Consider the following 23,103-nt stretch of genomic DNA (forward strand, 5'->3'; position numbering starts at 1 on the left):
GGCTGGAAGATTGATCATGTCCGCCCCCGCCCGCATGCCCTGGGCCTTCGTTTCCGCGCTCTCGCTGAACGTGCTGATCTCCTACGGCACGATCTTCTATGCCTTCGCTCTGTTCGTCGATCCGATGGGCCGGGAGCTCGGCTGGGGCAAGTCGGAAATGATGGCCGCCTATTCCCTGGCGTTGGGAACCTCGGCCTTCTGTGCCGTCCCGGTGGGACGGCTCATCGACCTCGGCTATGGCCGCACGGTGATGACGGGCGGCTCCCTGCTCGCCGGGATCCTCCTGCTGCTCTGGTCCTGGGTCGGGAGCTACGCCGCTTTCGTGCTGATCTGGATTGCCATGGGGATCACCATGAGCACGGTCTTCTACGAACCGGGTTTCGCCGTGCTGACCCGCAGGCTCGGCTTCATGGCCCGCCGGGGCATCACCTTCATGACCCTGGTGGGAGGCTTCGCCAGCACGGTCTTCATTCCCCTCACCCACGTGCTCATCGAGCATCTTGGCTGGCGGAGTGCCCTCCTGGTCCTGGCCGGCTTCAACATCTTCGTCTGCGCGGCCCTGCACGCGCTGATGATCCCGAGCGCGCCGCCCCGGACTCCGCCCCATGCCGGTGCCGGACCGGGCCACCCCGCTCCCGTGAATGCCCGGTGGGTTCTCCGGCGGGCGTCCTTCTGGTGCTTCGTCGCCTCATCCGTTCTGCAGGGCATCATCGCGGCAGGATTGCCGATCCATCTGATCCCGCTTCTCGTGGAGAAAGGCTTCACCCTTGAAATGGCGGTCGCGGCGTTCTCCCTCATCGGGCCGGCCCAGGTCGTCGGCCGCTTCGGCATGGCCTTCGGGGAGCGTGCCTTCGGCATGAGGGGGCTCGGCATCATCGTGCTGGCCTTGGGAGCCGTCGCCTTCGCCATCCTGCCCTTCACGCCGGCAGGCTTCTGGCTGGTCGTGGTCTTCGCCGTGCTGTTCGGGGCCTCGAACGGGATGATGACCATCGTCCGGGCCCTGCTCCCATCCGAGCTGTTCGGCCGCGAGAGCTACGGCACGGTCCAGGGCATGATCGCCATGCCGGTCCGCCTCACCACGGCGGCGGCTCCCTTCATCTTCGGGGCGCTCTGGGCCTGGTGGGGCGGCTATACGGCCGTCATCGCTCTCTGTTTAGGCATGTCGCTCCTTGCGCTGGGTTTCTTCGTGCTTGTGCTTGTGTTTCAAAGGGCTCATGAAAAGCCCGAAAATTCACTTGCCTTAGACGGCTAAAGAACTCATTTGCTGAGCTGCAGAATGGCTTGGTTTTGAAGAAAGACGGGTTTCGTGACGACAGTGACTGATCTTCTGATTGTGGGCGGCGGCATCAATGGCGCGGGCATCGCGCGCGACGCGGTGGGCCGGGGCCTCTCGGTCGTGCTCTGCGAGCAGGGCGATCTGGCCGGTTACACCTCCTCCGCCTCGACGAAGCTGATCCATGGCGGCCTGCGCTACCTGGAATATTACGAGTTCCGGCTGGTGCGCGAGGCGCTCTTCGAACGCGAGCGCCTGCTCAACTCCGCCCCCCACATCATCTGGCCCCTGCGCTTCATCCTGCCCCACGAGAAGGGCATCCGCCCGGCCTGGTTCGTGCGCCTCGGCCTGTTCATGTACGACCACCTCGCACCGCGCAAGAAGCTGCCTGGAACCGAGGGGATCAAGCTCACCCGGCACCCCGCCGGCCAAGCCCTGAAGCCCGGTTTCGACACCGCCTTCGTCTATTCCGACTGCTGGGTCGAGGACAGCCGCATGGTGGCCCTCAACGCCATCGACGCGTTCGAGAAGGGCGCCGACATCCGGGTCCGCACGAAGCTCGTCTCCGCCCGGCGGGACGGCGACACCTGGGTGGCGACCCTCCAGAACGTGACCACCGGCGAGACCCAAGACGTTCGCGCGAAGGTCATCGTCAATGCGGGCGGTCCTTTCGTCGCCGACGTCCTCAACGCCAAGCTCGGGCTCAACACCAGCAAGAACGTGCGTCTGGTGAAGGGCAGCCACATCGTGGTGCCGAAGCTTTTCGGCACCAAGGAAGCCTTCATCCTCCAGAACACGGACAAGCGCATCGTCTTCGCGATCCCCTATCAGGAGAAGTTCACCCTGATCGGCACGACGGACATCCCGGTCGAATCCGTTCCCGACAAGAAGGTCGAGATCAGCCAGGACGAGATCCAGTATCTCTGCAACGTCGTGAACCACTTCTTCAAGAAGCAGGTCACGCCCGCCGACGTGGTCTGGACTTATTCGGGCGTGCGCCCGCTCTTCGACGACGGTTCGAGCAATGCGTCCGCGGTGACCCGCGACTACGTGTTCGATCTCGACGCCCCCCAAGGCCGGGCGCCGGTCCTGTCGATCTTCGGCGGCAAGATCACCACCTTCCGCAAGCTCGCCGAGCATGCGCTCGAAGAGCTGAAGCCCTTCTTCCCGAACATGAAGCCCGCCTGGACGGAAGACGCCAAGATGCCGGGCGGCGACATGCCCGATGCGGATTTCGACCGCTTCTTCGCCACCGTACGCCAGCGCTGGCCCTTCCTGCCCGAGCAGCTTGCCCATCGCCTGGCCCGCGCCTATGGCACGCGGATGGAAGAGCTTCTCGGCCCGGCGAAGTCCATGGCCGATCTCGGCGATGATTTCGGCGCCGGGCTGACGGGCGCGGAGGTCGATTATCTGGTGCGCCGCGAATGGGCGCGCACGGCCGAGGACATCCTCTGGCGCCGCTCGAAGCTCGGGCTGCATGTGCCGGTTGACGCTGCGGCCAAGATCGATGCCTATTTGGCCAAGAAGAACGCCGCGTCCGTCGCAGCGCAATGACATTGGGGAAGGACATGGCTCAGTACGTCGGCGCCATCGACCAGGGCACGACCAGCTCGCGCTTCATCGTGTTCGACAAGGCCGGAGCGATCGTCTCCGTCGGGCAGAAGGAACACGAGCAGATCTATCCCGGACCCGGCCATGTGGAACACGATCCGCTCGAAATCTGGCGCAACACCCAGGAGGTGATCCAACAGGCCCTGGAGAAGAAGGGCCTGAGGCCCCAGGACCTCGCGGCCATCGGCATCACCAACCAGCGGGAAACCACGCTGATCTGGGACCGCCGCACCGGCAAGCCCCTCCACAACGCCCTCGTCTGGCAGGACACCCGCGTCGATTCCATCGTCGAGGAATTCGCCCGTGATGGCGGTCACGACCGCCTGCGCGACAAGACCGGCCTGCCGCTGGCGAGCTATTTCTCCGGGCTGAAGCTGCGCTGGCTGCTCGACAACGTGCCGGGAGCCCGGGACAAGGCTGCCGCCGGCGACGTGCTGTTCGGGAACATCGACACCTGGCTGGTCTGGAACCTGACGGGCGGCGTCAATGGCGGCTGCCACATCACCGATGTGACCAATGCCAGCCGCACCCAGCTCATGAACCTCAAGAGCCTCGACTGGGATGAGGAGATCCTGGGTCTCTTCGATATCCCGAAGGCCTGCCTGCCCCAGATCCGCTCGTCGAGCGAGGTCTATGGCGAGGCGACCGACGGCCTCGCGGGTGTTCCCATCGCGGGCATTCTCGGCGACCAGCAGGCGGCCCTCGTGGGACAGGCCTGCTTCCAGCAGGGCGAGGCCAAGAACACCTACGGCACCGGCTGCTTCATGCTCATGAACACCGGCGAGACCCCCTACCCTTCGAAATGCGGCCTGCTCACCACCGTGGGTTATCGCTTCGGCCAGGGAAAGACCGTCTACGCCCTGGAGGGCTCCATCGCCATTGCGGGCGCCCTCGTGCAATGGCTGCGCGACAATCTCGGCTTGATCCGGGAGAGCACCGAGATCGAGACCCTTGCCCGTGGCGTCGAGGACAATGGCGGCGTGACCATCGTGCCGGCCTTCTCGGGCCTCTACGCGCCGCACTGGAATTCCCATGCCCGCGGCCTGGTCGGCGGCCTGACCCGCTTCGCCAACAAGGGCCACATCGCCCGCGCGGCGCTCGAAGCCACAGCCTTCCAGACCCGCGAGGTGCTGGACGCCATGACCAAGGATACCGGAATTGCCGTCAAGGAGCTGCGCACGGACGGGGGCATGGTCGTGAACGAGCTCCTGATGCAGTTCCAGGCCGATATCCTGAACGTCCCCGTGGTCCGTCCCAGGGTGATCGAAACCACGGCTCTGGGCGCCGCCTACGCGGCCGGCTTGGCTACGGGCTTCTGGAGCGGAACGGACGAACTCGTGCAGAACTGGGCCGTCGACCGACGTTGGACGCCGAATATGGCCCCGTCCCGCCGCGAGCAGCTGAATGCCGTCTGGGACAAGGCCGTCGCCCGCTCCCTCGATTGGGTGGAGTGACCTCTCTCCACGTCATGGCCGGGCTCGTCCCGGCCATCCCGGTTCTGTAATACGCCGCGCTTCACCGAAGCGAGATCACCGGCACAAGGCAGGTGATGACGTAGAGCCGTAAGATCGCGATCCTAACCCCATCACGCCGCCGGTAGCGCCGCCCGGATCTTGGCCGCAAAGTCCGCCAGAATCTCGGGCTTTTCCATCTGGCCCGAATGGGGCTTCAGGGCCACGCCCTCGAAGCGGGGAAGCACATGGAAGTGGATGTGGAAGACCACCTGCCCGCCCGCGCTCTCGTTGAATTGCTGAATGGTCAAACCATCGGCCGAGAGCGCCGTCTTCGCGGCCTTGCCGACGATCTGGACCGCCTTGGCGAGCTCCGCCAGATCGTCGGGCTTCACATCGAGCAGATTGCGCGCCTTGGTCTTCGGGATCACCAGCACATGTCCGTCGCCCCGCGGCATCACGTCCATGAAGGCCAGGATGCGGTCCGTTTCATAGACCTTATGGCACGGAAGCTCCCCACGTAGGATCTTCGCGAACACGTTATTGTCGTCGTAGGTCATCCCGCCCTCTCCTCCTGATCACCGATTCCCTAGGGCGCCTGTCAAAGCGCCTGCGACACGCTTTTTATCGCGATAGCGATGGATAATCATCTCTCCCGAAAACCGGGTGCCCCATGCCTGTGAAGTGCTCGGCGGATTTCCTCAAGGATCAACTACATACCTTTTGCGGCTGATATATTCGCAAATAGAACGCATTCCGGCAGCGGGTATCAGGGTAAGTACCTGCGCGGTTCTTATTCCCAAGAACAAGTTGTTGCCACGTTTAGTTCACGAGAATTGCCAAGTCTAAGCCTAACAATTCATGAGAGCTGAATATTTTCTGAAAATTTTTGCAAAGGTTGGCCCTGACCAACCGGAACCATCGAATCCCCTTGCGGTTGAAGAAGCACGGACACCATTGATAAGGAGGCATAAATGGCAGGTGGTTCGACCTCGAAGCGTGGCTTCGCGTCGATGGATTCTGACCGGCAGCGCGAAATCGCCAGCAAAGGCGGCAAGAGCGTTCCCGCCGAGAAGCGTTCCTTCTCCCAGGACCGCGAACTCGCTTCGGAAGCCGGCCGCAAGGGCGGTCAGGCCTCGGGCAATACCCGCGGCAATCAGGAATAACTTATTTCTGATGCACATCGGTTTAGGGGCCGCTTGCCGGCCCCTTTACTTTTGGATTCTTCATTCGAGATCTTACGGCCGCCTTATCCCGAAAGATTTGTTTTCGTGGATTTGCGCTCCGATAAGGACAGTGCCGTTGCGCCCAGCATGATCCCCATTCCAACGGCTTCAGCCCAGCCGAACGGCTCGCCTGCATAGGCGACGCCCACCGCAACGGCGATCACCGGGCTGACGAAGGCATAAAGCCCCGCCTTAAACGCGCCCCAGTCGCGCACGAGAGCGAGGTAGATCCAGAAAGCGATCAGCGACCCGCCCAATACCAGAGTGGCAAGGCCAAAGATGGCTCTCGAATCGGCAAGCCCTGCGAAATGGGCCGGATCGGATCCTTCTATAATCACGGACACAGGCACGAGCGCCATGCCGCCTATCAGGCTCTGCCAGAAGGCGAGCACCAGGGGCGGCATGGACAGGGTCAACGGTCGGCTGATGATCGAGCCCCAGGCATAGGAAACGGTCCCGATGGCCACGGCGACGAGTCCGAGAGCAGACGCCGCGCCGTCCTGAGTCGAGCCCGTGCGGCCGGAGAACAGAAGGACGAGCCCCAGGATGCCGAGCCCGATCGCAGCAACCCGGCGCCCTGTGATCCGCTCCTGACCGTAGAGCCGCCCGATGATCACCAGGAAAATCGGCATCAACGACAGGTTCACGATGGCCGAAAGACCGCTCGGCGCCCGCGCGACGCCCCAGAACAGAAAACCGTAGCAACCCGTGGTGATGAGCAGTGAGGCGGCCGCAATGCGGCCGAACGGGCCGGGACGCAGCGACAGGCCCTGCGTCAGCGCGACCGCCAGGAAGCACGGCGCAGCCAGCAGAAAACGCATCGCGGCGAGAAAGATCGGAGGGACGACCTCCGAGGCCACCTTCATGGGCAGCCACGTCAATCCCCAGATGAGCGCCATCAGGGCAAAAGCAGCGACGCGGCTCACGCTGAAGGCCCGACAAGAGTCATTCCGTAGCCCTGGAGGATGGGTGAACACATTCCATATGGTGACAGCAGGAGAAACGACTGAACAGCCGTCCGAACTGGGATTTCACAGGGAAGGAATGCTTTTCGCCTCGGACGGGGCTAGCTTCGGAAGTTGAACTCAGCCTTGCCCAGCACCGCCTCGATCAGCACTTCCTCGGACGGGCCATAGCCCATCAAGGCCCTGAATTCGGACAGGCTCGGGCGCTCGAAGACGAGTGTTCCGAGATCCATCTGGCGGCCGATTTCTCCGGCAAGGGACACCATGAAATCGAGCGACACGACGTCCAGCAATGCAGCCGCCTCCCGGGTGACGTCCGACACGCCGTTGCGGGATGAACCGATCAGCGCCAGCAGGCAATACTCGTCCAAGCTCCCATGCCGGGAGCCGACGGGCCGGTGGCAAAACGGCCTGCCCCTTTGCCTGGTCAGGGCGAAGGCAAGCAACAAGGCATCGGACACGATGGCCTTGGCCGCCTCAGGCTGGGTAAAGGCCGTCAGCCCCCGTTCGGGCTCATCGAGAAGAGCCAGATCGTATTGATCCTCAAGCCTGCTCAGCGACCGGAACACGTCGATCACCGGAACCATGCTCGGATGGAGCAGGAAGGCGACCGACCTGGGAGCTGACGAAGAGGAGAATGCTTCAACCATCAATTCCAACCTCACATACGCGGACTGCTTGCCGTCGGCACGACATGGGGCCATGCGGGAACCAGCAGATGCCGCCGCAGCAGCAGAGGACATGTTACCTCATCCTGCGAGCATATCGGAATGATGCCGCTGAGCATGGAGGCCACCGAGGGCTTGTCCCGCGGAGAGGAACTCGATGTGAGCCGGGAAAACTCGTCCGGGAGTTCTTCCTGGCACAGCACCGCATCCAGTTCATTCGTGGCTGTCATTGGTGTTTCCTCCGCTTGGCGCTTGAAACGGCAACGTATGCGCCTATTCCCAGTTCCTTGTGCGGCAAGAAGTCCGGCTCGTTCGACGCTGCGGGGATTTGAAAATTTTCCGGAACCCGGTCGCTTCTGCCGTGTTCTTGATTCAACTGGTCCGAATGCCCCCTCGGACTGGCACCTTCAGGGCGCGGCTCATCCAGCTGCGCCTTTTGTTTTGGCGCCTGTGGCCTTCCCTAAAGGATACGGCGCCTGGGTTTCCCCAAGCGCCGCCTGTCTGCAGGAACCGCTCTTGTGCTTACTGCCGCGGAGCGGTCGTGTTACCGGTCGCGCCGTTCGCTCCGGCCGCGCCTGTGGTGCCGGTCGTCGGGCGGCTGGCATTGGTATTGCCCTTCTTGTCGAAGGTCGGAGCGGCCTGAAGTTCAGCCTTCGTCATCCGGAGAACGACGCGCTCGGGCTCGTTCTGGTCGCTCGAAGACGTGGCCGTATTGGTCGACGCAGCGGAACCCATGCCGGTCGAGGCCGTGTTGCCCGTCGCCGTCGAGCCGGTCGTATTCACGTTGCTGTTGCCGTTTCTGCTGCTGTCCAGGGCCTGAGCCTGCTGAGCGTTCATGAACTCGAGCGAGTTGAACGGAACGGCGACATTCTTCTCACCGATTCCGAGGAAGCCACCCACTCCGACGACCGCAGCCATGACCTGACCGTTGCGATCCAGGATCACGTCATTGACATCGCCGATGGATTCATTGTTGGCGCTGACGACTCGGGTGCCAATCAGGTCGGAGGCCATGAGCTGGTTGGATTGCATCTGAGTCATGAACTGGCCGGACGAGACGCTGTTCTGGCTCATAGTCGTCGAAGACTGCCCCGTGGACGATTGCCCCATAGTGGACGAACCGGCCGAGCCCGGCTGCATGGCCGGCGAGCCGGCGCCGGTGCTGCCGGAACCCGTGGCAGCCGGACGGTCGGTCGGAGCCGACGGGGACGGCGAGGTTTGCGCAAGGGCGGGTGCAGCCGCGAAAGCCGTCACGACAAGGCAAGCTGCCATATGCTTCTTCAGCATTGCGTTATTCTCCTGAGGTTCCATTGAAAATCGCGTTGTGCACCGAGGCGTGCTGGGATGTAACGCACGACAACAGTGGCCGTTCCCAATATTGCGGCCGATCAAGCTAATGTTATCGAGCGTCTATCTTTGAAAGATCAATATGAATACTTGTTAAGTTTTGAGGAACAACATCTTCAACTCTGCTCAGCATGGCATGGGCGACGCTCGAAATGCCGATACAGGCAACCAGTTTTAGGAGAAATTGTTCCGCAGAAATGAGGCACGCCGGGGAGGCCTGGACTTGCATTCGAACGGCGCCGCTCAGAGGATAAAACTCAACGATTGCCGAGCGCTGTCGAAGCCAGTCCAGGAAACCCTCTTAAGCCGGCGGATAATGGCCCGGTCTGTCAGGACAGCGATTGGTCGAGCAGCGCCAGGCAGAGGCTCGGCATGCGGTTGGCGCTCGCCTTGGCGAGAGGACTGACATCGCCCAGGCAACCGACCGGATTGCGACTCTTCGGTTTCTGCTCCTGCGGCGTTTCACTGCCTTCCCGATGACGGGCCGGGTGCTGCGCGACCGAGCCTTGCGCCTCGTCCTTCACGGTGACGACCGGAAGCTCCGTATCCCGGGCGAAGGTCGTGATCCCCGTCCGAGGATCTGACCTGTAGAGCACCTTCCCATCATGATCGCGCAGGATCACGGCGGCATTGGATACGCCGACGAGTTCCACGATCGAGACGGTGGTCGGCTGGCTTGCCGCAACAGGCGCGGCGATGCGATCGCCCTTCGCGAGAACGCCTCCTGAGAGCGCCAACGCCTCCGATTGAACCAGAGAGGGCATGTTGAACGACGCAGGGGCAAAACTTCCAGCCACGAAGAAAGCCCCAGCCAATCCGACCAAAGCCACAGGTGTGCGGAACATCCCTCTCTCCTGCTATTCCAGCTCAACAATTCGAAAAAATAACGCGACCATATCTTTGATGTTCCTGTCACCTTCCGTAGGAGTGAAGAATAAAAAGGAGGGAAAAAAGCTGGAACCTTTGTTTTCGATAGGGCGTTCTTTAAGCACCGGCCTCCTGGTCCTCCCCGCATTCCCCTTGTGCATTGGCCGGCACCTTAGACGGGCTTTTGAGCCCGTCTTTTTTTGCGTCCATTACATCGATCATAAAAGAAAAGCCCGGCCTAAGGCCGGGCTATTACTTGGTAATCCAGTGAGCCTTCGGATTAGGCCGTTGCTGCACGAGCCTCGCGACGCCTTGCGCTCTGCTGGAAGAACAGGGCCTGGCTGATGACCGCGGAGACGTTCGCGGGCTGGAACGGCTTGGCGATCAGGAAGGCCGGCTCGGGCCGCTCGCCGGTCAGGAAGCGCTCTGGATAGGCCGTGATGAAGATCACCGGAACCTCGAACGCCTTGAGAAGATCGTTGACCGCGTCCAGACCGGAACTGCCGTCCGCAAGCTGGATGTCCGCCAGAATCAGGCCCGGCTGCTTGGCCGAAGCGAGCTTGACGGCTTCGGTACGCGTGCGGGCGACGCCCGTAACATTGTGGCCGAGGCCTTCGACCAGCGCCTCGAGATCCATGGCGATGAGCGGCTCGTCCTCGATGATGAGGATGTCCGTGGCCATGTCGGCCGCCAGTTCCCGACCCGCCTCGTCGACGAGGTCACGAACGGTCTTCGTGTCTACATCGAGGATCTGGCCGACCTCTTCCTCTCCAAAGCCTTCAAGGCAGGACAGGAGGAAGGCCTGACGGGGAAGCGGCGTAATCTGCCCAAGACGGACTTCGGCCGGAAGGTCGCGCTGGATCTGCTCGCTGCGTCCATTGACCGACAGGGAATTCCAGATTCGCGTGAAGACCTGGAAGAGCTCGACCTTCACGTTCCCCGAAGGACCGATGGTCTCAGGCTCGCTGACGAGTGTTTCCAGGGTGGCGGCCACATAGGCGTCTCCAGCCATTTGGCTGCCTGTGAGAGCGCGTGCGTAGCGGCGAAGATATGGTAAGTGCTGGACGACAAGCTGCGCTGTCGACATTCGCTTCCCCTTAACTGTGCTTTTGACTCGTTGTACCGACGGTCCATTCAACGTGGCAAAGCTGCGAAAGTTCCATGGATGGAACCGGGTGCAGCAACCAGCGTTATTGCTCGAAAACTAATATATGGATATTGCCAAGGTTGGCCATCCCCCCGAAAGATATGGGGTGGCAAGGGGATGAAGATGACGGTTGATAAGGGGAACAAGCTTGCTCGGACTACTCTGGAGGCGTCCGTGAACGACAAGCTTGCAACCGATCCCAAGCTCGACAGCGGCAGCCAGAAGCGTATCGGCGATCAGCTCCGCGCCATGTACGACGAACTCATGCAGCAGCCCGTTCCTGACCGGTTCAGGGAATTGCTCGATCAACTGGACAAGAAGAACGGGGCGAAGGAAGGGTCTCAATGACCCCGGAGCCGGAACCGGAGTTACGAGAAGCTCTTCTCGCGGCGGTTCCCAGCCTTCGCGCCTTCGCCATCTCGCTGTCGGGTCAGGTCGACAGAGCCGACGACCTCGTCCAGGACACACTCCTCAGAGCCTTGGCCAATCTGCACCGATTCGAACCGGGAACGAACCTGAACGCCTGGCTCTTCACGATCCTGCGCAACCTGTTCCACTCCGAGTACCGCAAGCGGCGCCGCGAGGTGGAGGATCCGGACGGTTCCTATGCCGGGCGCCTGAAGGTGCAGCCAGAGCAGGGCTCCCACCTGGATTTCGAGGATTTCCGTAGCGCCCTTGCCAAGCTACCATCCGACCAGCGGGAGGCATTGCTCCTCGTTGGCGCTTCCGGCTTCTCCTATGAGGAAGCCGCGCATATCTGCGGCTGCGCGGTCGGCACCATCAAGAGCCGCGTGAACCGCGCCCGCTTTCGTCTCGCGTCTCTGCTGAACGTCGAGGACATCGAGGATCTCGGCCCCGACAGCATGACACGCGCGGCCCTGCAGGGCTGATCTCTCTCCTCTCATGCCGATGATCAAATGAAAACGCCGCCCTTGCGAGGCGGCGTTTACGATCATGCGTGCCTTAACGGCAGCATCACATGGGGCTTCGTCCACGCAGCAGGCCGATAACGGCCGAGATGGCGAAAAGGACGATCGCCACGAAGAAGATCAGCTTCGCGATCTCGACGGCCGTGCCGGCAATGCCGCCGAAGCCGAACAGAGCTGCGACCAGAGCGATAATCAGGAAAGTGACTGCCCAACCGAGCATGGTGTTACCTCGCTAAATGATGATCGACGTCAAGCCGATAATGTTCAAACAACGCCAAGCGCGACTGTAGGGTTCCACGCCGGAAAAATGATCCACCGCGTTCATGGGACGTTCAAAAGTAATTTTGCAGGCTTTTATTCGCATGGAACTCGCCTTACGCCCACACGTTTTCCAGATCACTTGGGAGATGGTCGATGACTCGTTCAGTTGCCCTTCGTGCATTTTGTATCTTTGCCGTTGTTACTGCCCTTGCAGCGATTACTGGAGCGGCTTCTCAGGTCGTAATCGCAGAAGTACTTTTCCTGATCGCCGGCTCGCTTTCAGCCCTCATGCTTTTTGTCGCATGGACCACACCTGTGCCCAGCCTCGTGCCGGTTCGTGTACGCCGCAGACGCTGAACGACTTCAATCGCAGTTACAGAAAAGGGCGGCTCCGCGAGCCGCCCTTTCTCGTTTCAAGCCTCCGTCGGATCGCCGCCGTTCGGATGCAGGACCGTGCCGGTGATGTAGGAGGAATCCTCGCACGCCAGGAACAGGTAGGACGGGGCCACCTCGTTCGGCTGCCCCGGCCGCTTCATCGGTGTATTGGCCCCGAACTGCTTCACCTTCTCGACCGGGAAGGTCGATGGGATAAGGGGTGTCCATATCGGTCCCGGCGCTACGCCGTTGACGCGGATCCCTTCACCCGCGAGCTTCTGCGCGAGGGAGCGCGTGAAGGCCACGATGGCTCCCTTGGTGGCGCTGTAGTCGAGAAGCTCGGAACTCCCGCGATAGGCCGTGACCGACGTGGTGTTGATGATTGTTGAGCCCTTCTTGAGGTGCGGCATGGCAGCCTGCACCATGTAGAAATAGCCGAAGATGTTCGTACGGAAGGTGCGGTCGATCTGTTCGGGCGTGATTTCGGCGATGTCCCTCTTCGGATGCTGCTCGGCGGCGTTGTTGACGAGCACGTCGAGCTTGCCGAAGCGCTGGACGAGCTGATCGACAGCGGAACGGCAGACATTCGGATCGCCGACATCGCCCGCGATGGTCAGGCAGGAGCGCCCTTCCCGTTCGATCAGGCGCTTCGTCTCCTGCGCGTCCTCGCCCTCGTCCAGATACAGGATGGCGATATCCGCGCCTTCCCGTGCGAAGAGAACGGCGGTGGCCCGCCCGATGCCGCTGTCGCCTCCGGTGATGAGAGCTACCTTCCCGTTCAAACGGCCGCTGCCGGGATAACGGGGCTCGTAATCCGGCCTGGGGTTCATCTCGGTCTCATGACCCGGCTGCTTGTCCTGGACCTGAGGAGGCATCGTCTGCTGCTGTTCGGAGCTCATGACATCATTCCGTGCAAGATGGGAAAGGGATGCGGAACTCCGCACGGCCGGGATCGAGACAGACCATGCAAGACGAAGCCCGCGTTGAGGCTCAACGCGGGCTCCAGAAGCGTGTTCCTGGTAAGGCTCGTGCTATTCGGCCGCTTGCGGCCGCTCAACCGTTCCGGGTGCCATCCGCAGGAAGTGATAGAGGATGATGGCCCCGAAGGTTGCCGTGCCGATGCCGTCCAGGGTGAAGCCGCCGAGATTCAGCTTGAAGTTGCCCGCGCCCAGGACCAGCGCGACCGCAACGGTGATCAGATTGCGCGGGTTCGAGAAGTCGACCCGGTTCTCGACCCAGATCCGGCCCGCGGTGGCCGCGATGAGCCCGAACACCACAATGGATAAACCGCCGAGCACGGGCCCTGGAATGGTGCCGATGAAGGCGCCGAACTTGGGCGAAAGTCCGAGAAGAAGGGCAAAGCCGGCCGCGATGACGAAGACCAGCGTCGAGTAGATGCGGGTCACGGCCATCACGCCCATGTTCTCCGCATAAGTGGTCATGCCCGTGCCGCCGGCGGAACCGGACAGCATGGTGGCCAGCCCGTCGCCCATGAAGGCACGACCCAGATAGGGATCGAGGTTGCGACCCGTCATGGCGCCGATGGCCTTGATGTGCCCGAGGTTCTCCGCCACGAGGATGATCGCCACGGGCGCGATGAGGCTGATGGCGCGGGCGTCGAAGACGGGGCTCTGGAAGGTCGGCAGGCCGAACCAGGCGGCCTGCCCGATCCTGGTAAAATCGATCGGCTGCCCGAGACCCAGCAGGTTGGCGCAGATGTAGTAGATCAGGTAGCCGGCGGCGCCTCCGATCAGCACCGGCAGGCGGCGCATCGTTCCCGGCGCATACACGGCGACGAACCCGACCGCCACGACGGTGGCGAGCGCGATCCAGCGGGCGAAATCGCTGCCGGCGGCATTATCCGGAGTGACGCCCGAGGCGCTGTTGATCGCGATGGGGGCGAGCACGAGGCCGATGGCGGCCACGATGGCGCCCGTGACCACCGGCGGCATCAACCGCTCGATCCAGCGGTGTCCCGCCATCTGCACCACGAGGCCGATCAGGAAGTAGAGCGCACCGGCCGCGATGATGCCGCCGAGCGCCAGGGGGAGATTCGGGTTGGGGCTCCCCACGCTCGCCCCCGTGGCCACGAGAACGGGACCGATGAACGCGAAGCTCGAACCGAGGTAGCTCGGTACCCGGCCGCCCACGACGACGAAGAAGATCAGCGTCGCCAGACCGGAGAACAGGATCGACACGTTGGGGTCGAAGCCCATCAGGATGGGCGCGAGCACGGTTGCGCCGAACATGGCCACCACGTGCTGCAGGCCCACGACGACCATCTGGCCGGTCGGCAGGCGCTCATCCGGCATGATGACGCCTTCGGTCTTCAGGCTCCATCGTGGCAGGAAACTGTCGGTCATGGATCATCCCCCAAGCTATGACTTATCGGGGCACCGTAGACCCAGGGTCACCGGAATGGCTAGGTGAGATAAGGACTTATTAACTGCCGCGAGAGCCCGGATTCTGGACAAGTGCCCTTTTGGCCGCCACATCATTCCCTTTGACGTTGGACGAGGGTGACCATGCGGAAGAACCATGATGTGCCAGCGGGCACGGTGCATAGCCTCTGGCTCGACAGCCGAAGCCTCAAAGGCAACCTCCTCGGGGACCCGAACCGCCGCAGGATCGACGTCTACGTGCCGGCGGGCCATGACGGCCGGGACCTGCCTCTGCTCGTCGATCTCGTCGGCTATACGGCGGGCGGCCCCGCCCATACCAACTGGAAGAACTACGGTGAGAACGTTCCCGAGCGCCTCGACCGCCTGATCGGCACGGGCGCCATGCCGCCGGTCGTCGTGGCCTTTCCCGATTGCTTCACGCGCCTGGGCGGCAACCAATACGTGGACAGCGCGGCGATGGGCCTGTGGGAGACCTTCCTCATCCGCGAGATGCTGCCCTTCGTCGAGGAACGCTTCGGTTGCGGCGGGGCCGGACGCCGGGGTGTATTCGGCAAGAGTTCGGGCGGCTACGGCGCCATGGTCCATGCCTTGCGACACGGCGGCTCGACCTGGTCGGCGGCGGCCTCCCACTCAGGCGATGTGGGTTTCGAATACCTTTACCACCTCGGCGAGTTCGCCGGGGCGCTGCGCCACCTCGCGGGCTACGACATGTCCATCGAGGTCTTCCTGCGCAAGTTCGAGGCCGGCCCCAAGGCGAAGGACAAGGACTGGCACGTCCTGATGGTGCTCGCCCAGGCGGCGAGTTTCGATCCTGACCCGAGCCAGTTCTACGGTGTCCGCCTGCCGGTGGACCTGCAGACCTGCGAGATCATCGAGGAGAGGTGGGCCAACTGGCTTCGCTGGGATCCGCTGCGCATGGTCGACCGGGCCGAACACCAGGAAAACCTGCGCAATTTGAAGGCCTTCTACATCGATTGCGGCGACATCGACCAATACAACATGGTCTACGGCTCGCGGATCATCCGCCGGAAGCTCGAAGCCGCCGGCATTCCCCACACCTATGAGGAATTCCACGACGACCATTCCTCAGTCGATTACCGCATGGATATCAGCCTGCCGCTTCTCGCGAAGGCGCTGACCTGAGAGGCACCGTCACGCCCCGCCCGGCTCGTCCTCGGTCGGCAATTCGCAGTGGTTGTGAATATGGGTCGCCGCGAGCGCCGCATGCCCCATGCCGACCACGATCTGGTCGAGGCCCCGGACGATGTCGCCGGCGGCATAGAGGCCCTTCACGGTCGTCTGGCAATGGCTGTCGACGATGAGGCTGCCTGATGGATCGTGCTCGGCGCCGAGCGAGATCGCGAGGTCGGAGCGGTATTTCAGTCCCAGCGCCGAATAGAGCACATCGAAGCGATGCTCCTTGCCACCCATATGAACGGCGGAGATCCGGTCGCCTTCCATGTCGAGGGATTCGACGGGAGTTTCGACGATCTTGACCTGGTGCTCCTCGAGCTTCGCCCGCTGTTCCGGGTTCAGCTCCAGGGTCTGCCCCAGCGTAAGCAGGGTCACGTCGGGGGAATAGGTGCGGGCGATGAAGACCGCCTCCCCTATTCCGTGGGCCCCGTAGGCGATGACGGCAATCTTGCGGCCTCGGGACTCGTACCCGTCGCAGATCGGGCAATAGCGAACGAGGCCCCGCTGGACGGCATTGGGTACATCCGGCAGGTCCGGCTCGATATCGATAGAACCAGTGGCCACCACCACGCGCCGGGCCGCGATCTGGCTCATGCCGCCATCGTCGCCCTCGACGACCGCAATGAAGCGGTCCGGCTGCTTGCGCAGTCCCGTGACCCGCCCGGTCTGGATGGCTGCCCCATATTGGTCGAGATTGGCGCGGGCCCGGGCCAGGATGTCCGGGCCGGAGATTCCTTCCGCGAAGACCGGGATGTTGTGGCTGGTCGGAATCCAGGCGGCCCGGGGCGTACCGGCGTCCACCACCAGGAAACGGCGCTTGAACCGCGCCAGGTACAGGGCCGTCGTCAGCCCCGCAGGCCCTCCTCCCACGATCAGGCAGTCCAGAATATCCCCGCTCGACCCCATCCCGGCACGATCCTCCCGCTGGTTTCACAGGAGGCACAACACCTGAGGGCGGGAAAAGATGCGGAGAGCTTCGCCGTTGCGGAGCCTGCACCTCGCCGTTGCGTGGACTAACATCCCGGGCGGTGCCACATATGGATTGAGAATCGTTCCTCCGGCCCCTTTTCCAGGATGCCGGGGGCAGATTTCCGGCATCTGTGCCTTACGCAAATTTACAAAGGCCACAACGCTTTCCGCATAGGGCGCGGGGTGGTGATCGGGACCCCAATGTCTACGGCATACACCAACAATTCCGAGCCCACGGTGGAACTATCGGGACTGCTTGCGGCAATCCGTGACCGCCGAGCCACTGTCGGGATCATCGGCCTCGGCTATGTGGGCCTTCCGCTCGCGCTCACGGCCGTTAAGGCCGGGTTCACGGTGCTGGGGTTCGACATCAATGAAACCCACGTCGCACAGCTCAACCGGCGAGAGAGCTATATCGGGCATATTCCATCCGGTCAGGTGGCCGAGGCCGTGGAGCAGGGACGCCTGGAGGCGACTGCCGACTTTGACCGCTTGGGCGAGCCCGATGCCATCCTGATCTGTGTTCCGACGCCCCTGACGAAGCATCGCGAGCCCGACCTTTCCTATGTGGAGGCCTCGGCCAGGATGATTGCGCGGCGGTTGCGCAAGGGACAGCTGATCGTCCTTGAATCCACCACCTATCCGGGCACCACCGAAGAGGTGCTCAAGCCCATCCTCGAGGCCACAGGCCTGAAATGCGGCACGGACTTCTTCCTGGCTTTCTCGCCCGAGCGGGAGGATCCCGGCAATCCGGATTTCTCAACCTCGACCATCCCGAAGGTGATCGGCGGCGATGGATCGGACGCGTTAGCGCTCGCCGACGCCTTGTACAGCCAGCTCGTCGTCACGACGGTTCCGGTCTCCTCGGCGGCTACAGCGGAGGCGGTGAAGCTGACCGAGAACATCTTCCGGGCCGTCAACATCGCGCTCGTGAACGAACTCAAGGTCGTCTACGCGGCCATGGGAATCGACGTGTGGGAGGTCATCGACGCGGCCAAGACCAAGCCCTTCGGCTTCATGCCGTTCTACCCGGGTCCTGGGCTCGGCGGCCACTGCATTCCGATCGACCCGTTCTATCTCACCTGGAAGGCCCGCGAGTTCGACATCACCACCCGGTTCATCGAACTGGCTGGCGAGATCAACACGCGTATGCCTTATTACGTGGTCGACCGATTAGCCGAGGCGGTCGACAGGACCGGCAAGGCCTTCTCCGGGTCGCGGATCCTGATCGTGGGCATCGCCTACAAGAAGAACGTCGGCGATATGCGGGAAAGCCCATCGCTGAAGCTCATAGAGCTGATCGAAGCCCGCGGCGCCCGGACGGAATATTTCGATCCGTACGTTCCTGTGATCCCTATGACCCGTGAGCATGCAGGGCTGGCGGGCCGGCGCTCCGTCGAGCTGAATGCGGCGACCCTCGCGGATTATGACGCGGTGCTCGTCGCAACCGATCACGACAATGTCGATTACCGGCTCATCGCCGAGAGCGGGACGCTCATCGTCGACACACGCAATGCGCTTCTAAGGGCTGGGCTTCACGGCAGCCATATCGTCAAGGCCTAGAGGCTTCGCTGGTCTTTGGCCTTGCGCATCGTGCGGACCCAGAGGGCCGCGTCAGCGAAAAGTCGATCCGGTTTTCCGCCCCGAACCATGCGCCAGCCAAGAGAGGAAGCATCGGACCCAAAAGTGGACCCACTTTTGGGTCCGATGCTTTAGATCTGATCGGCGACGCGCGCGAGATACTGGCCGTAGCTGCTCTTCGACAGCTCCTTTGCCAGCTGTAGCAGTTGATCCCGGTTGATCCACCCGAGGTTGAAGGCGATTTCCTCCGGGCAGGCAATGCGAAAGCCCTGACGCTTTTCGAGCGCCCGGACGAACTCCGCGGCCTCCACGAGAGAGTCCGGCGTTCCGGTGTCCAGCCAAGCGAAGCCACGGCCCATGCGCTGCACGTGAAGCTGCCCCCGCTCAAGATAGGTGCGATTGACATCTGTGATCTCGAGCTCGCCTCTCGCCGAAGGTTTGAGCTTCGAAGCAATGTCGACGACCTGCGCGTCGTAGAAATAAAGACCCGTGACCGCCCAGCTGGATTTCGGCTTCGCAGGCTTCTCCTCGATGGAGATCGCCCGGCCCGTGCCGTCGAACTCGACGACGCCGTACCGTTCCGGATCGGTCACGTGATACGCGAAGACCGATGCGCCCGTGCTCTGGCGTCTGGCTGCTTGCATGAGATCTGCGAGGCCATGACCATAATAGACATTGTCGCCGAGGATCAGGACCGACGGACCTCCGGCTACGAACTCCGCGCCGATGATGTAAGCCTGCGCCAGCCCCTCCGGCTTGGGCTGCTCCGCATAGGATAGATTGATCCCCCAGCGATCCCCATTCCCCAGCAGCTGCTTGAACTTCGGCAAGTCGTCGGGGGTTGAAATGATGAGGATGTCCCTCACGCCCGCCAGCATCAGCGTGGTGAGGGGATAATAGATCATCGGCTTGTCGTAGATCGGCAGAAGCTGCTTCGACGTGACATAGGTCATCGGATGCAAGCGGGTACCGGACCCGCCGGCGAGAATGATGCCCTTCATTATTATATCTCCTGTGCCAGCGCCTCGTCGCGAAGGTTCCCAACGCACGGCTTGAGGGACTCTTGCTGCAAGGGAAGAAAGAAAGCTCTAGACATCCGGCTTTCCTTGGCGACAACGATCCGCATTCCTTCACCCTTACGAAAAATATGCGGGAAGTTCGTTCAGGCGTGGATGCCGAGTGTCCTTGTCGGACAGGATTGCCTGGGACGGTTCCACCGGCCATTCGATCCCGAGGTCAGGGTCATTCCAGGCAACCCCATGATCGTGGGCTGCGGAGTAATGAGCCGTCACCTTGTAAGCCACTTCGGTATCGGGCTCGAGCGTGCAGAACCCGTGAGCGAAGCCGACGGGCACCAGAAGCTGCAACCTGTTCTCTCCACTCAGCTCAACGGCCACATGCTGGCCGAACGTAGGAGACGAGCGCCTGAGATCAACCGCGACATCAAGGATGCGTCCGCGGGCAACGCGGACGAGCTTGGCCTGAGCGAAGGGAGCGCTCTGAAAGTGCAATCCCCTGATGATGCCCACATCCGTCGACAGGGAGAAATTGTCCTGAACGAACTCGTCATGGATACCGGCCGCGGCAAAGGCCTTCCGGTTGTAGGTTTCCGTGAAAAACCCACGTGGATCAGCGAAAACCCTCGTCCGGATAATCTTCACGTCTGGCAGGGCTGTTGGCTCGACTTCTATCACGACAAATGCTCACGTTGATGACGGTCAGGCTTGGAATATCACTGATGGCAACGATGCCTAAGCGACAACGCCGAGCCGCTCGCCCCGGTAGACGCCCGAGCGCACCCGCTCCCACCAATCCCGATTGGCCAGATACCACTCCACCGTCTTGCGAAGGCCGGATTCGAAAGTCTCCTCAGGGCGCCAGCCGAGATCACGCTCGATCTTGGAGGCATCGATGGCATAGCGCAGGTCGTGGCCCGGCCGGTCGGTGACGTAAGTTATGAGGCGCTCACGCGGGCCGATGGTAGCGTTCGGCATCAACTCGTCGACGAGGGCGCAGATGGCATGAACCACATCGATGTTCCGGCGTTCGTTGTGACCGCCGATCGTGTAGGTCTCTCCGGGACGCCCCTGCTCTGCCGCCAGGATGAGCGCCCTCGCGTGATCGTCCACGTAGAGCCAGTCGCGCACGTTGTCGCCCTTGCCGTAGACGGGCAGCGGCTTGCCTTCCAGGGCATTGAGGATGATCAGTGGGATCAGCTTCTCGGGGAAATGGTAGGGACCGTAATTGTTGGAGCAATTCGTCACGATCACCGGCAGGCCGTATGTGTGATGCCAGGCCCGCACGAAATGGTCGGAGGCAGCCTTCGAGGCCGAATAGGGCGAACTGGGCTGATAGGGATACTCCTCATGGAAGAATCCGTCCTCGCCCAGCGAACCGAACACCTCGTCGGTGGAGATGTGATGGAAGCGAAAGGCCGCCTGACGCTCAGGCGACAGGCCACGCCAGTATTCCAGAGCGACCTGGAGCAGGGAGTACGTGCCGACGACGTTCGTCTGCAGGAACTCCCCCGGCCCGTCGATAGAGCGATCGACATGGCTTTCCGCCGCCAGATGCATGATCACATCAGGGGCAAAAGCCTGGACGACCGAGCGCATCCGCTCGGCATCGGCGACATCCACACGCTCGAACGAATAGCGAGGGCTGTTGGCGACAGGTTTAAGGGAATCGAGGTTTCCGGCGTAAGTAAGCTTGTCGACCACGAGCACCTGATGGGACGTGTCGCGGATGAGGGTGCGGACAACGGCCGAGCCAATGAACCCCGCCCCTCCGGTCACGAGAAATCGCTTCATGATACCCCTTGATTGCTTGTCAACCACCGAACGACCGGGAGAGGTGTCCAGCTCCGGAAAATCAGCCGCTTATCACATGCCGCAGCCGTTTCTTCAATGCATTGCCTTACGAGACCTGTCCGCCCCCGCCTTATCTGCCGGCGGCCTGATCACTAGCCTTTGCAATTACGCCGCGTCACAATGGAAAACTGAAAAGAATTAGGGATATTCTGACAGCATCACTTGCATGGCGGCTCGATGACCGCTTAGCCAGCGGCCAAGCTGTCCTCGGCCTGTTTGCGTTTCAGGGACGGATCGGGTTTGTTCGTCCCCGCGCCCTTCAAAAGGGACAGCCCCACAGGCAGAATGCTTTCCCCATCTCGGAGGCGGCTGGTTTTGCCGGTCGGGCCGGAGGCTCAACGGCCGTAGATGTCCTCGACCCGCACGATATCGTCCTCGCCCGTATAGCTGCCCACCTGCACCTCGATCACTTCGAGAGGGATGCGACCCGGGTTGGTGAGGCGGTGGATCGCCCCGATAGGGATATAAACCGACTCGTTCTCGTGCAGGACGACCACATCCTGGTTGACCGTGACCTCGGCCGTTCCGCGAACCACGACCCAATGCTCCGCCCGGTGATAATGCTTTTGCAGGGAAAGACGCCCACCCGGCTTGACCATGATGCGCTTGACCTGGAAGCGGGATCCCTGATCGATCCGCTGGTACCATCCCCAGGGACGGTACATCCGCAGATGCTCGCTGGCTTCGGGGCGCTGCTTCGCCCGCATCGTCACCACCAGTTCCTTCACCAGCTCCGACCGGCTGCGCGAGGTCACCAGCACCGCATCGGGCTTGGCGACCACGACCACGTCCTCGAGGCCGACGACGGTGGTCAGGATGTCGTCGCTGTGGACGAGGCTGTTGCGGGACTCGACGACCTCGACGTTGCCGCGCAGGGCGTTCCCAGCCTCATCCCGGGGCGAGGCTTCCCACAGCGCTCCCCAGGAACCGATATCCGACCAGGAGAACGAAACCGGCAGCACGCCGGCCCGGCTGGTCTGTTCCATGACCGCATAGTCGATGGAGGTTTTCGGGGCGAGCTTGAACGCGTCCTCCTGAAGACGAATGAAGTCGAGGTCGGTTGCGGCATGTTCAAGAGCATCGCGGGCCGCTGCCAGAATGGCCGGCTGGAACTTTTCCAGCTCCTCGATCATCACGTCGGCACGAAACAGGAAGTTGCCGCTGTTCCAGAGAAACCCCTGGCTGATGTAATCTTGGGCCGTCGCCGCATTCGGCTTCTCGACGAAGCGCTCGACCTGATAGGCGCCCGTACCTTTGATCGGCTTTCCAGGCTTGATGTACCCATAGCTGGTAGCCGGGTGCTGAGGCACCACCCCGAGGGTCATGATATAGCCCTGGCGGGCGGGCTCCACCCCTGCCTGGCAGGCTGCCGCGAAAGCCGCGGGGTCGTCGATGACGTGATCGGCCGCAATGACCAGGACGATCGTTTCAGGAGCATGACGGGCCGCATGACATGCCGCAACGGCAATTGCGGCAGCGGAGTCCCGCTGGATCGGCTCCAGGATGATATCCGCCTCAGCGCCGATCTGAGCCAGCTGCTCGGCGACGATGAAGCGAACATCATTGCTCGAAATGACGGCCGGGCGAAGGAATACATTGGGCTCGGTCACGCGCTGGACGGCGGTCTGGAACGTCGAATTGGCCCCCAGAAGATCGATGAACTGCTTGGGCATGCTGTCCCGAGAGGCTGGCCACAGACGGGTTCCCGAGCCGCCGCACATGATTACCGGCAATATCTGGTTGCTACCCTCGCCCATAGCCCATCCCTCTTCTATCGCATACGGCGTCGTAACCAGCAGGCGCACCGACGTCAACTCATGAGATACGACGTTGCGATAACAGGCTGCAGCTGCCATATCGAACCGGCCGCGTTCAATCGATCTCTTTTCCGCCCGAGCCCGCGGCACCGCACTTTGACCGGGCTCGGATGGAGAAGCGATACTCTGCTCAATCCGAGTGTATTTGGC

24 protein-coding genes are annotated in these 23,103 nt (G+C 62.2%); 9 read left to right on the forward strand and 15 right to left on the reverse strand.

Features of this window, described 5'->3' with window-relative positions; genetic code table 11:
• Positions 1-16: 16 nt before the first annotated feature.
• From AB4097_RS15335 to glpK, 3 genes are read left to right on the forward strand one after another with little or no spacing between them, the layout of a single operon-like run.
• The gene (locus AB4097_RS15335; protein ID WP_442041033.1) at positions 17-1,252 is read left to right on the forward strand and encodes an MFS transporter; all 1,236 of its coding nucleotides are present in this window, start codon (positions 17-19) and stop codon (positions 1,250-1,252) included.
• Between the two features lie 54 nt (positions 1,253-1,306).
• Positions 1,307-2,827, forward strand: a complete 1,521-nt coding sequence (locus AB4097_RS15340) for a glycerol-3-phosphate dehydrogenase (RefSeq protein WP_442041035.1) — start codon at positions 1,307-1,309, stop codon at positions 2,825-2,827.
• A gap of 14 nt (positions 2,828-2,841) precedes the next feature.
• Positions 2,842-4,338, forward strand: a complete 1,497-nt coding sequence (glpK, locus tag AB4097_RS15345) for a glycerol kinase GlpK (protein WP_442041037.1) — start codon at positions 2,842-2,844, stop codon at positions 4,336-4,338.
• Positions 4,339-4,469: 131 nt separating this feature from the next.
• Here glpK and AB4097_RS15350 read toward each other — a convergent pair whose 3' ends face one another.
• The gene (locus AB4097_RS15350; RefSeq protein WP_442041039.1) at positions 4,470-4,895 is read right to left on the reverse strand and encodes an HIT family protein; all 426 of its coding nucleotides are present in this window, start codon (positions 4,893-4,895) and stop codon (positions 4,470-4,472) included.
• Between the two features lie 414 nt (positions 4,896-5,309).
• Here AB4097_RS15350 and AB4097_RS15355 point away from each other — a divergent pair, with 414 nt between their 5' ends.
• Positions 5,310-5,501 (forward strand): general stress protein, encoded by a 192-nt coding sequence (locus AB4097_RS15355; protein ID WP_009494027.1) that lies wholly within the window; start codon positions 5,310-5,312, stop codon positions 5,499-5,501.
• A gap of 83 nt (positions 5,502-5,584) precedes the next feature.
• Here the strand turns inward: AB4097_RS15355 and AB4097_RS15360 are convergent, their stop codons facing one another.
• The 6 genes from AB4097_RS15360 to AB4097_RS15385 form a co-directional block, all read right to left on the reverse strand.
• The gene (locus tag AB4097_RS15360; protein ID WP_442041042.1) at positions 5,585-6,487 is read right to left on the reverse strand and encodes a DMT family transporter; all 903 of its coding nucleotides are present in this window, start codon (positions 6,485-6,487) and stop codon (positions 5,585-5,587) included.
• A gap of 140 nt (positions 6,488-6,627) precedes the next feature.
• Positions 6,628-7,176, reverse strand: a complete 549-nt coding sequence (locus AB4097_RS15365) for a hypothetical protein (RefSeq protein ID WP_442041044.1) — start codon at positions 7,174-7,176, stop codon at positions 6,628-6,630.
• A gap of 11 nt (positions 7,177-7,187) precedes the next feature.
• Positions 7,188-7,424 (reverse strand): hypothetical protein, encoded by a 237-nt coding sequence (locus tag AB4097_RS15370; protein WP_442041046.1) that lies wholly within the window; start codon positions 7,422-7,424, stop codon positions 7,188-7,190.
• A gap of 292 nt (positions 7,425-7,716) precedes the next feature.
• The gene (locus tag AB4097_RS15375; RefSeq protein ID WP_442041048.1) at positions 7,717-8,481 is read right to left on the reverse strand and encodes a PRC-barrel domain-containing protein; all 765 of its coding nucleotides are present in this window, start codon (positions 8,479-8,481) and stop codon (positions 7,717-7,719) included.
• Positions 8,482-8,870: 389 nt separating this feature from the next.
• A complete protein-coding gene (locus tag AB4097_RS15380) occupies positions 8,871-9,386 on the reverse strand; it encodes a hypothetical protein (protein WP_442041050.1) in 516 nt (171 codons plus the stop codon).
• 302 nt (positions 9,387-9,688) lie between these two features.
• Positions 9,689-10,495, reverse strand: a complete 807-nt coding sequence (locus AB4097_RS15385; protein WP_114947131.1) for a response regulator — start codon at positions 10,493-10,495, stop codon at positions 9,689-9,691.
• A 183-nt stretch (positions 10,496-10,678) separates the two neighbouring features.
• Between AB4097_RS15385 and AB4097_RS15390 the strand changes: the two genes are divergently transcribed.
• The gene (locus AB4097_RS15390; protein ID WP_442041052.1) at positions 10,679-10,903 is read left to right on the forward strand and encodes a NepR family anti-sigma factor; all 225 of its coding nucleotides are present in this window, start codon (positions 10,679-10,681) and stop codon (positions 10,901-10,903) included.
• Complete coding sequence (locus AB4097_RS15395) at positions 10,900-11,445, forward strand: sigma-70 family RNA polymerase sigma factor (RefSeq protein ID WP_173948524.1); 546 nt, start codon at positions 10,900-10,902, stop codon at positions 11,443-11,445. The genes AB4097_RS15390 and AB4097_RS15395 overlap by 4 nt, the downstream gene beginning before the upstream one ends.
• 85 nt (positions 11,446-11,530) lie before the next feature.
• Here the strand turns inward: AB4097_RS15395 and AB4097_RS15400 are convergent, their stop codons facing one another.
• On the reverse strand, positions 11,531-11,704 hold the full coding sequence (locus tag AB4097_RS15400; RefSeq protein WP_009494036.1) for a DUF1328 domain-containing protein: 174 nt from the start codon (positions 11,702-11,704) through the stop codon (positions 11,531-11,533).
• 194 nt (positions 11,705-11,898) lie between these two features.
• Between AB4097_RS15400 and AB4097_RS15405 the strand changes: the two genes are divergently transcribed.
• Positions 11,899-12,102, forward strand: a complete 204-nt coding sequence (locus AB4097_RS15405; protein ID WP_442041055.1) for a hypothetical protein — start codon at positions 11,899-11,901, stop codon at positions 12,100-12,102.
• Between the two features lie 56 nt (positions 12,103-12,158).
• On the opposite strand, the gene AB4097_RS15410 is transcribed toward AB4097_RS15405, so the two are convergent.
• Together AB4097_RS15410 and AB4097_RS15415 are read right to left on the reverse strand one after the other, a co-directional pair.
• Entirely contained in the window at positions 12,159-13,019 is an 861-nt protein-coding gene (locus AB4097_RS15410) for an SDR family oxidoreductase (protein ID WP_442041057.1), read from the reverse strand.
• 132 nt (positions 13,020-13,151) lie between these two features.
• Entirely contained in the window at positions 13,152-14,483 is a 1,332-nt protein-coding gene (locus AB4097_RS15415; RefSeq protein WP_442041059.1) for a solute carrier family 23 protein, read from the reverse strand.
• Positions 14,484-14,645: 162 nt separating this feature from the next.
• Between AB4097_RS15415 and AB4097_RS15420 the strand changes: the two genes are divergently transcribed.
• Entirely contained in the window at positions 14,646-15,665 is a 1,020-nt protein-coding gene (locus tag AB4097_RS15420; RefSeq protein WP_442041061.1) for an alpha/beta hydrolase, read from the forward strand.
• Between the two features lie 9 nt (positions 15,666-15,674).
• Here AB4097_RS15420 and AB4097_RS15425 read toward each other — a convergent pair whose 3' ends face one another.
• Positions 15,675-16,622 (reverse strand): NAD(P)/FAD-dependent oxidoreductase, encoded by a 948-nt coding sequence (locus tag AB4097_RS15425; RefSeq protein ID WP_442041063.1) that lies wholly within the window; start codon positions 16,620-16,622, stop codon positions 15,675-15,677.
• A 264-nt stretch (positions 16,623-16,886) separates the two neighbouring features.
• On the opposite strand from AB4097_RS15425, the gene AB4097_RS15430 reads away from it, so the two are divergent.
• Positions 16,887-18,248: a nucleotide sugar dehydrogenase gene (locus AB4097_RS15430; protein ID WP_442041065.1), complete on the forward strand. Its 1,362-nt coding sequence runs from the start codon at positions 16,887-16,889 to the stop codon at positions 18,246-18,248.
• Positions 18,249-18,397: 149 nt separating this feature from the next.
• On the opposite strand, the gene rfbA is transcribed toward AB4097_RS15430, so the two are convergent.
• The 4 genes from rfbA to AB4097_RS15450 form a co-directional block, all read right to left on the reverse strand.
• Positions 18,398-19,267 (reverse strand): glucose-1-phosphate thymidylyltransferase RfbA, encoded by an 870-nt coding sequence (rfbA, locus tag AB4097_RS15435; RefSeq protein ID WP_442041067.1) that lies wholly within the window; start codon positions 19,265-19,267, stop codon positions 18,398-18,400.
• Positions 19,268-19,402: 135 nt separating this feature from the next.
• Positions 19,403-19,960, reverse strand: coding sequence for a dTDP-4-dehydrorhamnose 3,5-epimerase (gene rfbC, locus AB4097_RS15440; RefSeq protein WP_442041069.1), 558 nt, complete (start codon positions 19,958-19,960; stop codon positions 19,403-19,405).
• A gap of 57 nt (positions 19,961-20,017) precedes the next feature.
• Positions 20,018-21,076: a dTDP-glucose 4,6-dehydratase gene (gene rfbB, locus AB4097_RS15445; RefSeq protein ID WP_442041071.1), complete on the reverse strand. Its 1,059-nt coding sequence runs from the start codon at positions 21,074-21,076 to the stop codon at positions 20,018-20,020.
• Positions 21,077-21,471: 395 nt separating this feature from the next.
• On the reverse strand, positions 21,472-22,893 hold the full coding sequence (locus AB4097_RS15450; protein ID WP_442041073.1) for a mannose-1-phosphate guanylyltransferase/mannose-6-phosphate isomerase: 1,422 nt from the start codon (positions 22,891-22,893) through the stop codon (positions 21,472-21,474).
• Positions 22,894-23,103 lie beyond the last annotated feature (210 nt).

Source organism: Microvirga sp. 2MCAF35 (assembly GCF_052115545.1).
GTDB lineage: Bacteria > Pseudomonadota > Alphaproteobacteria > Rhizobiales > Beijerinckiaceae > Microvirga.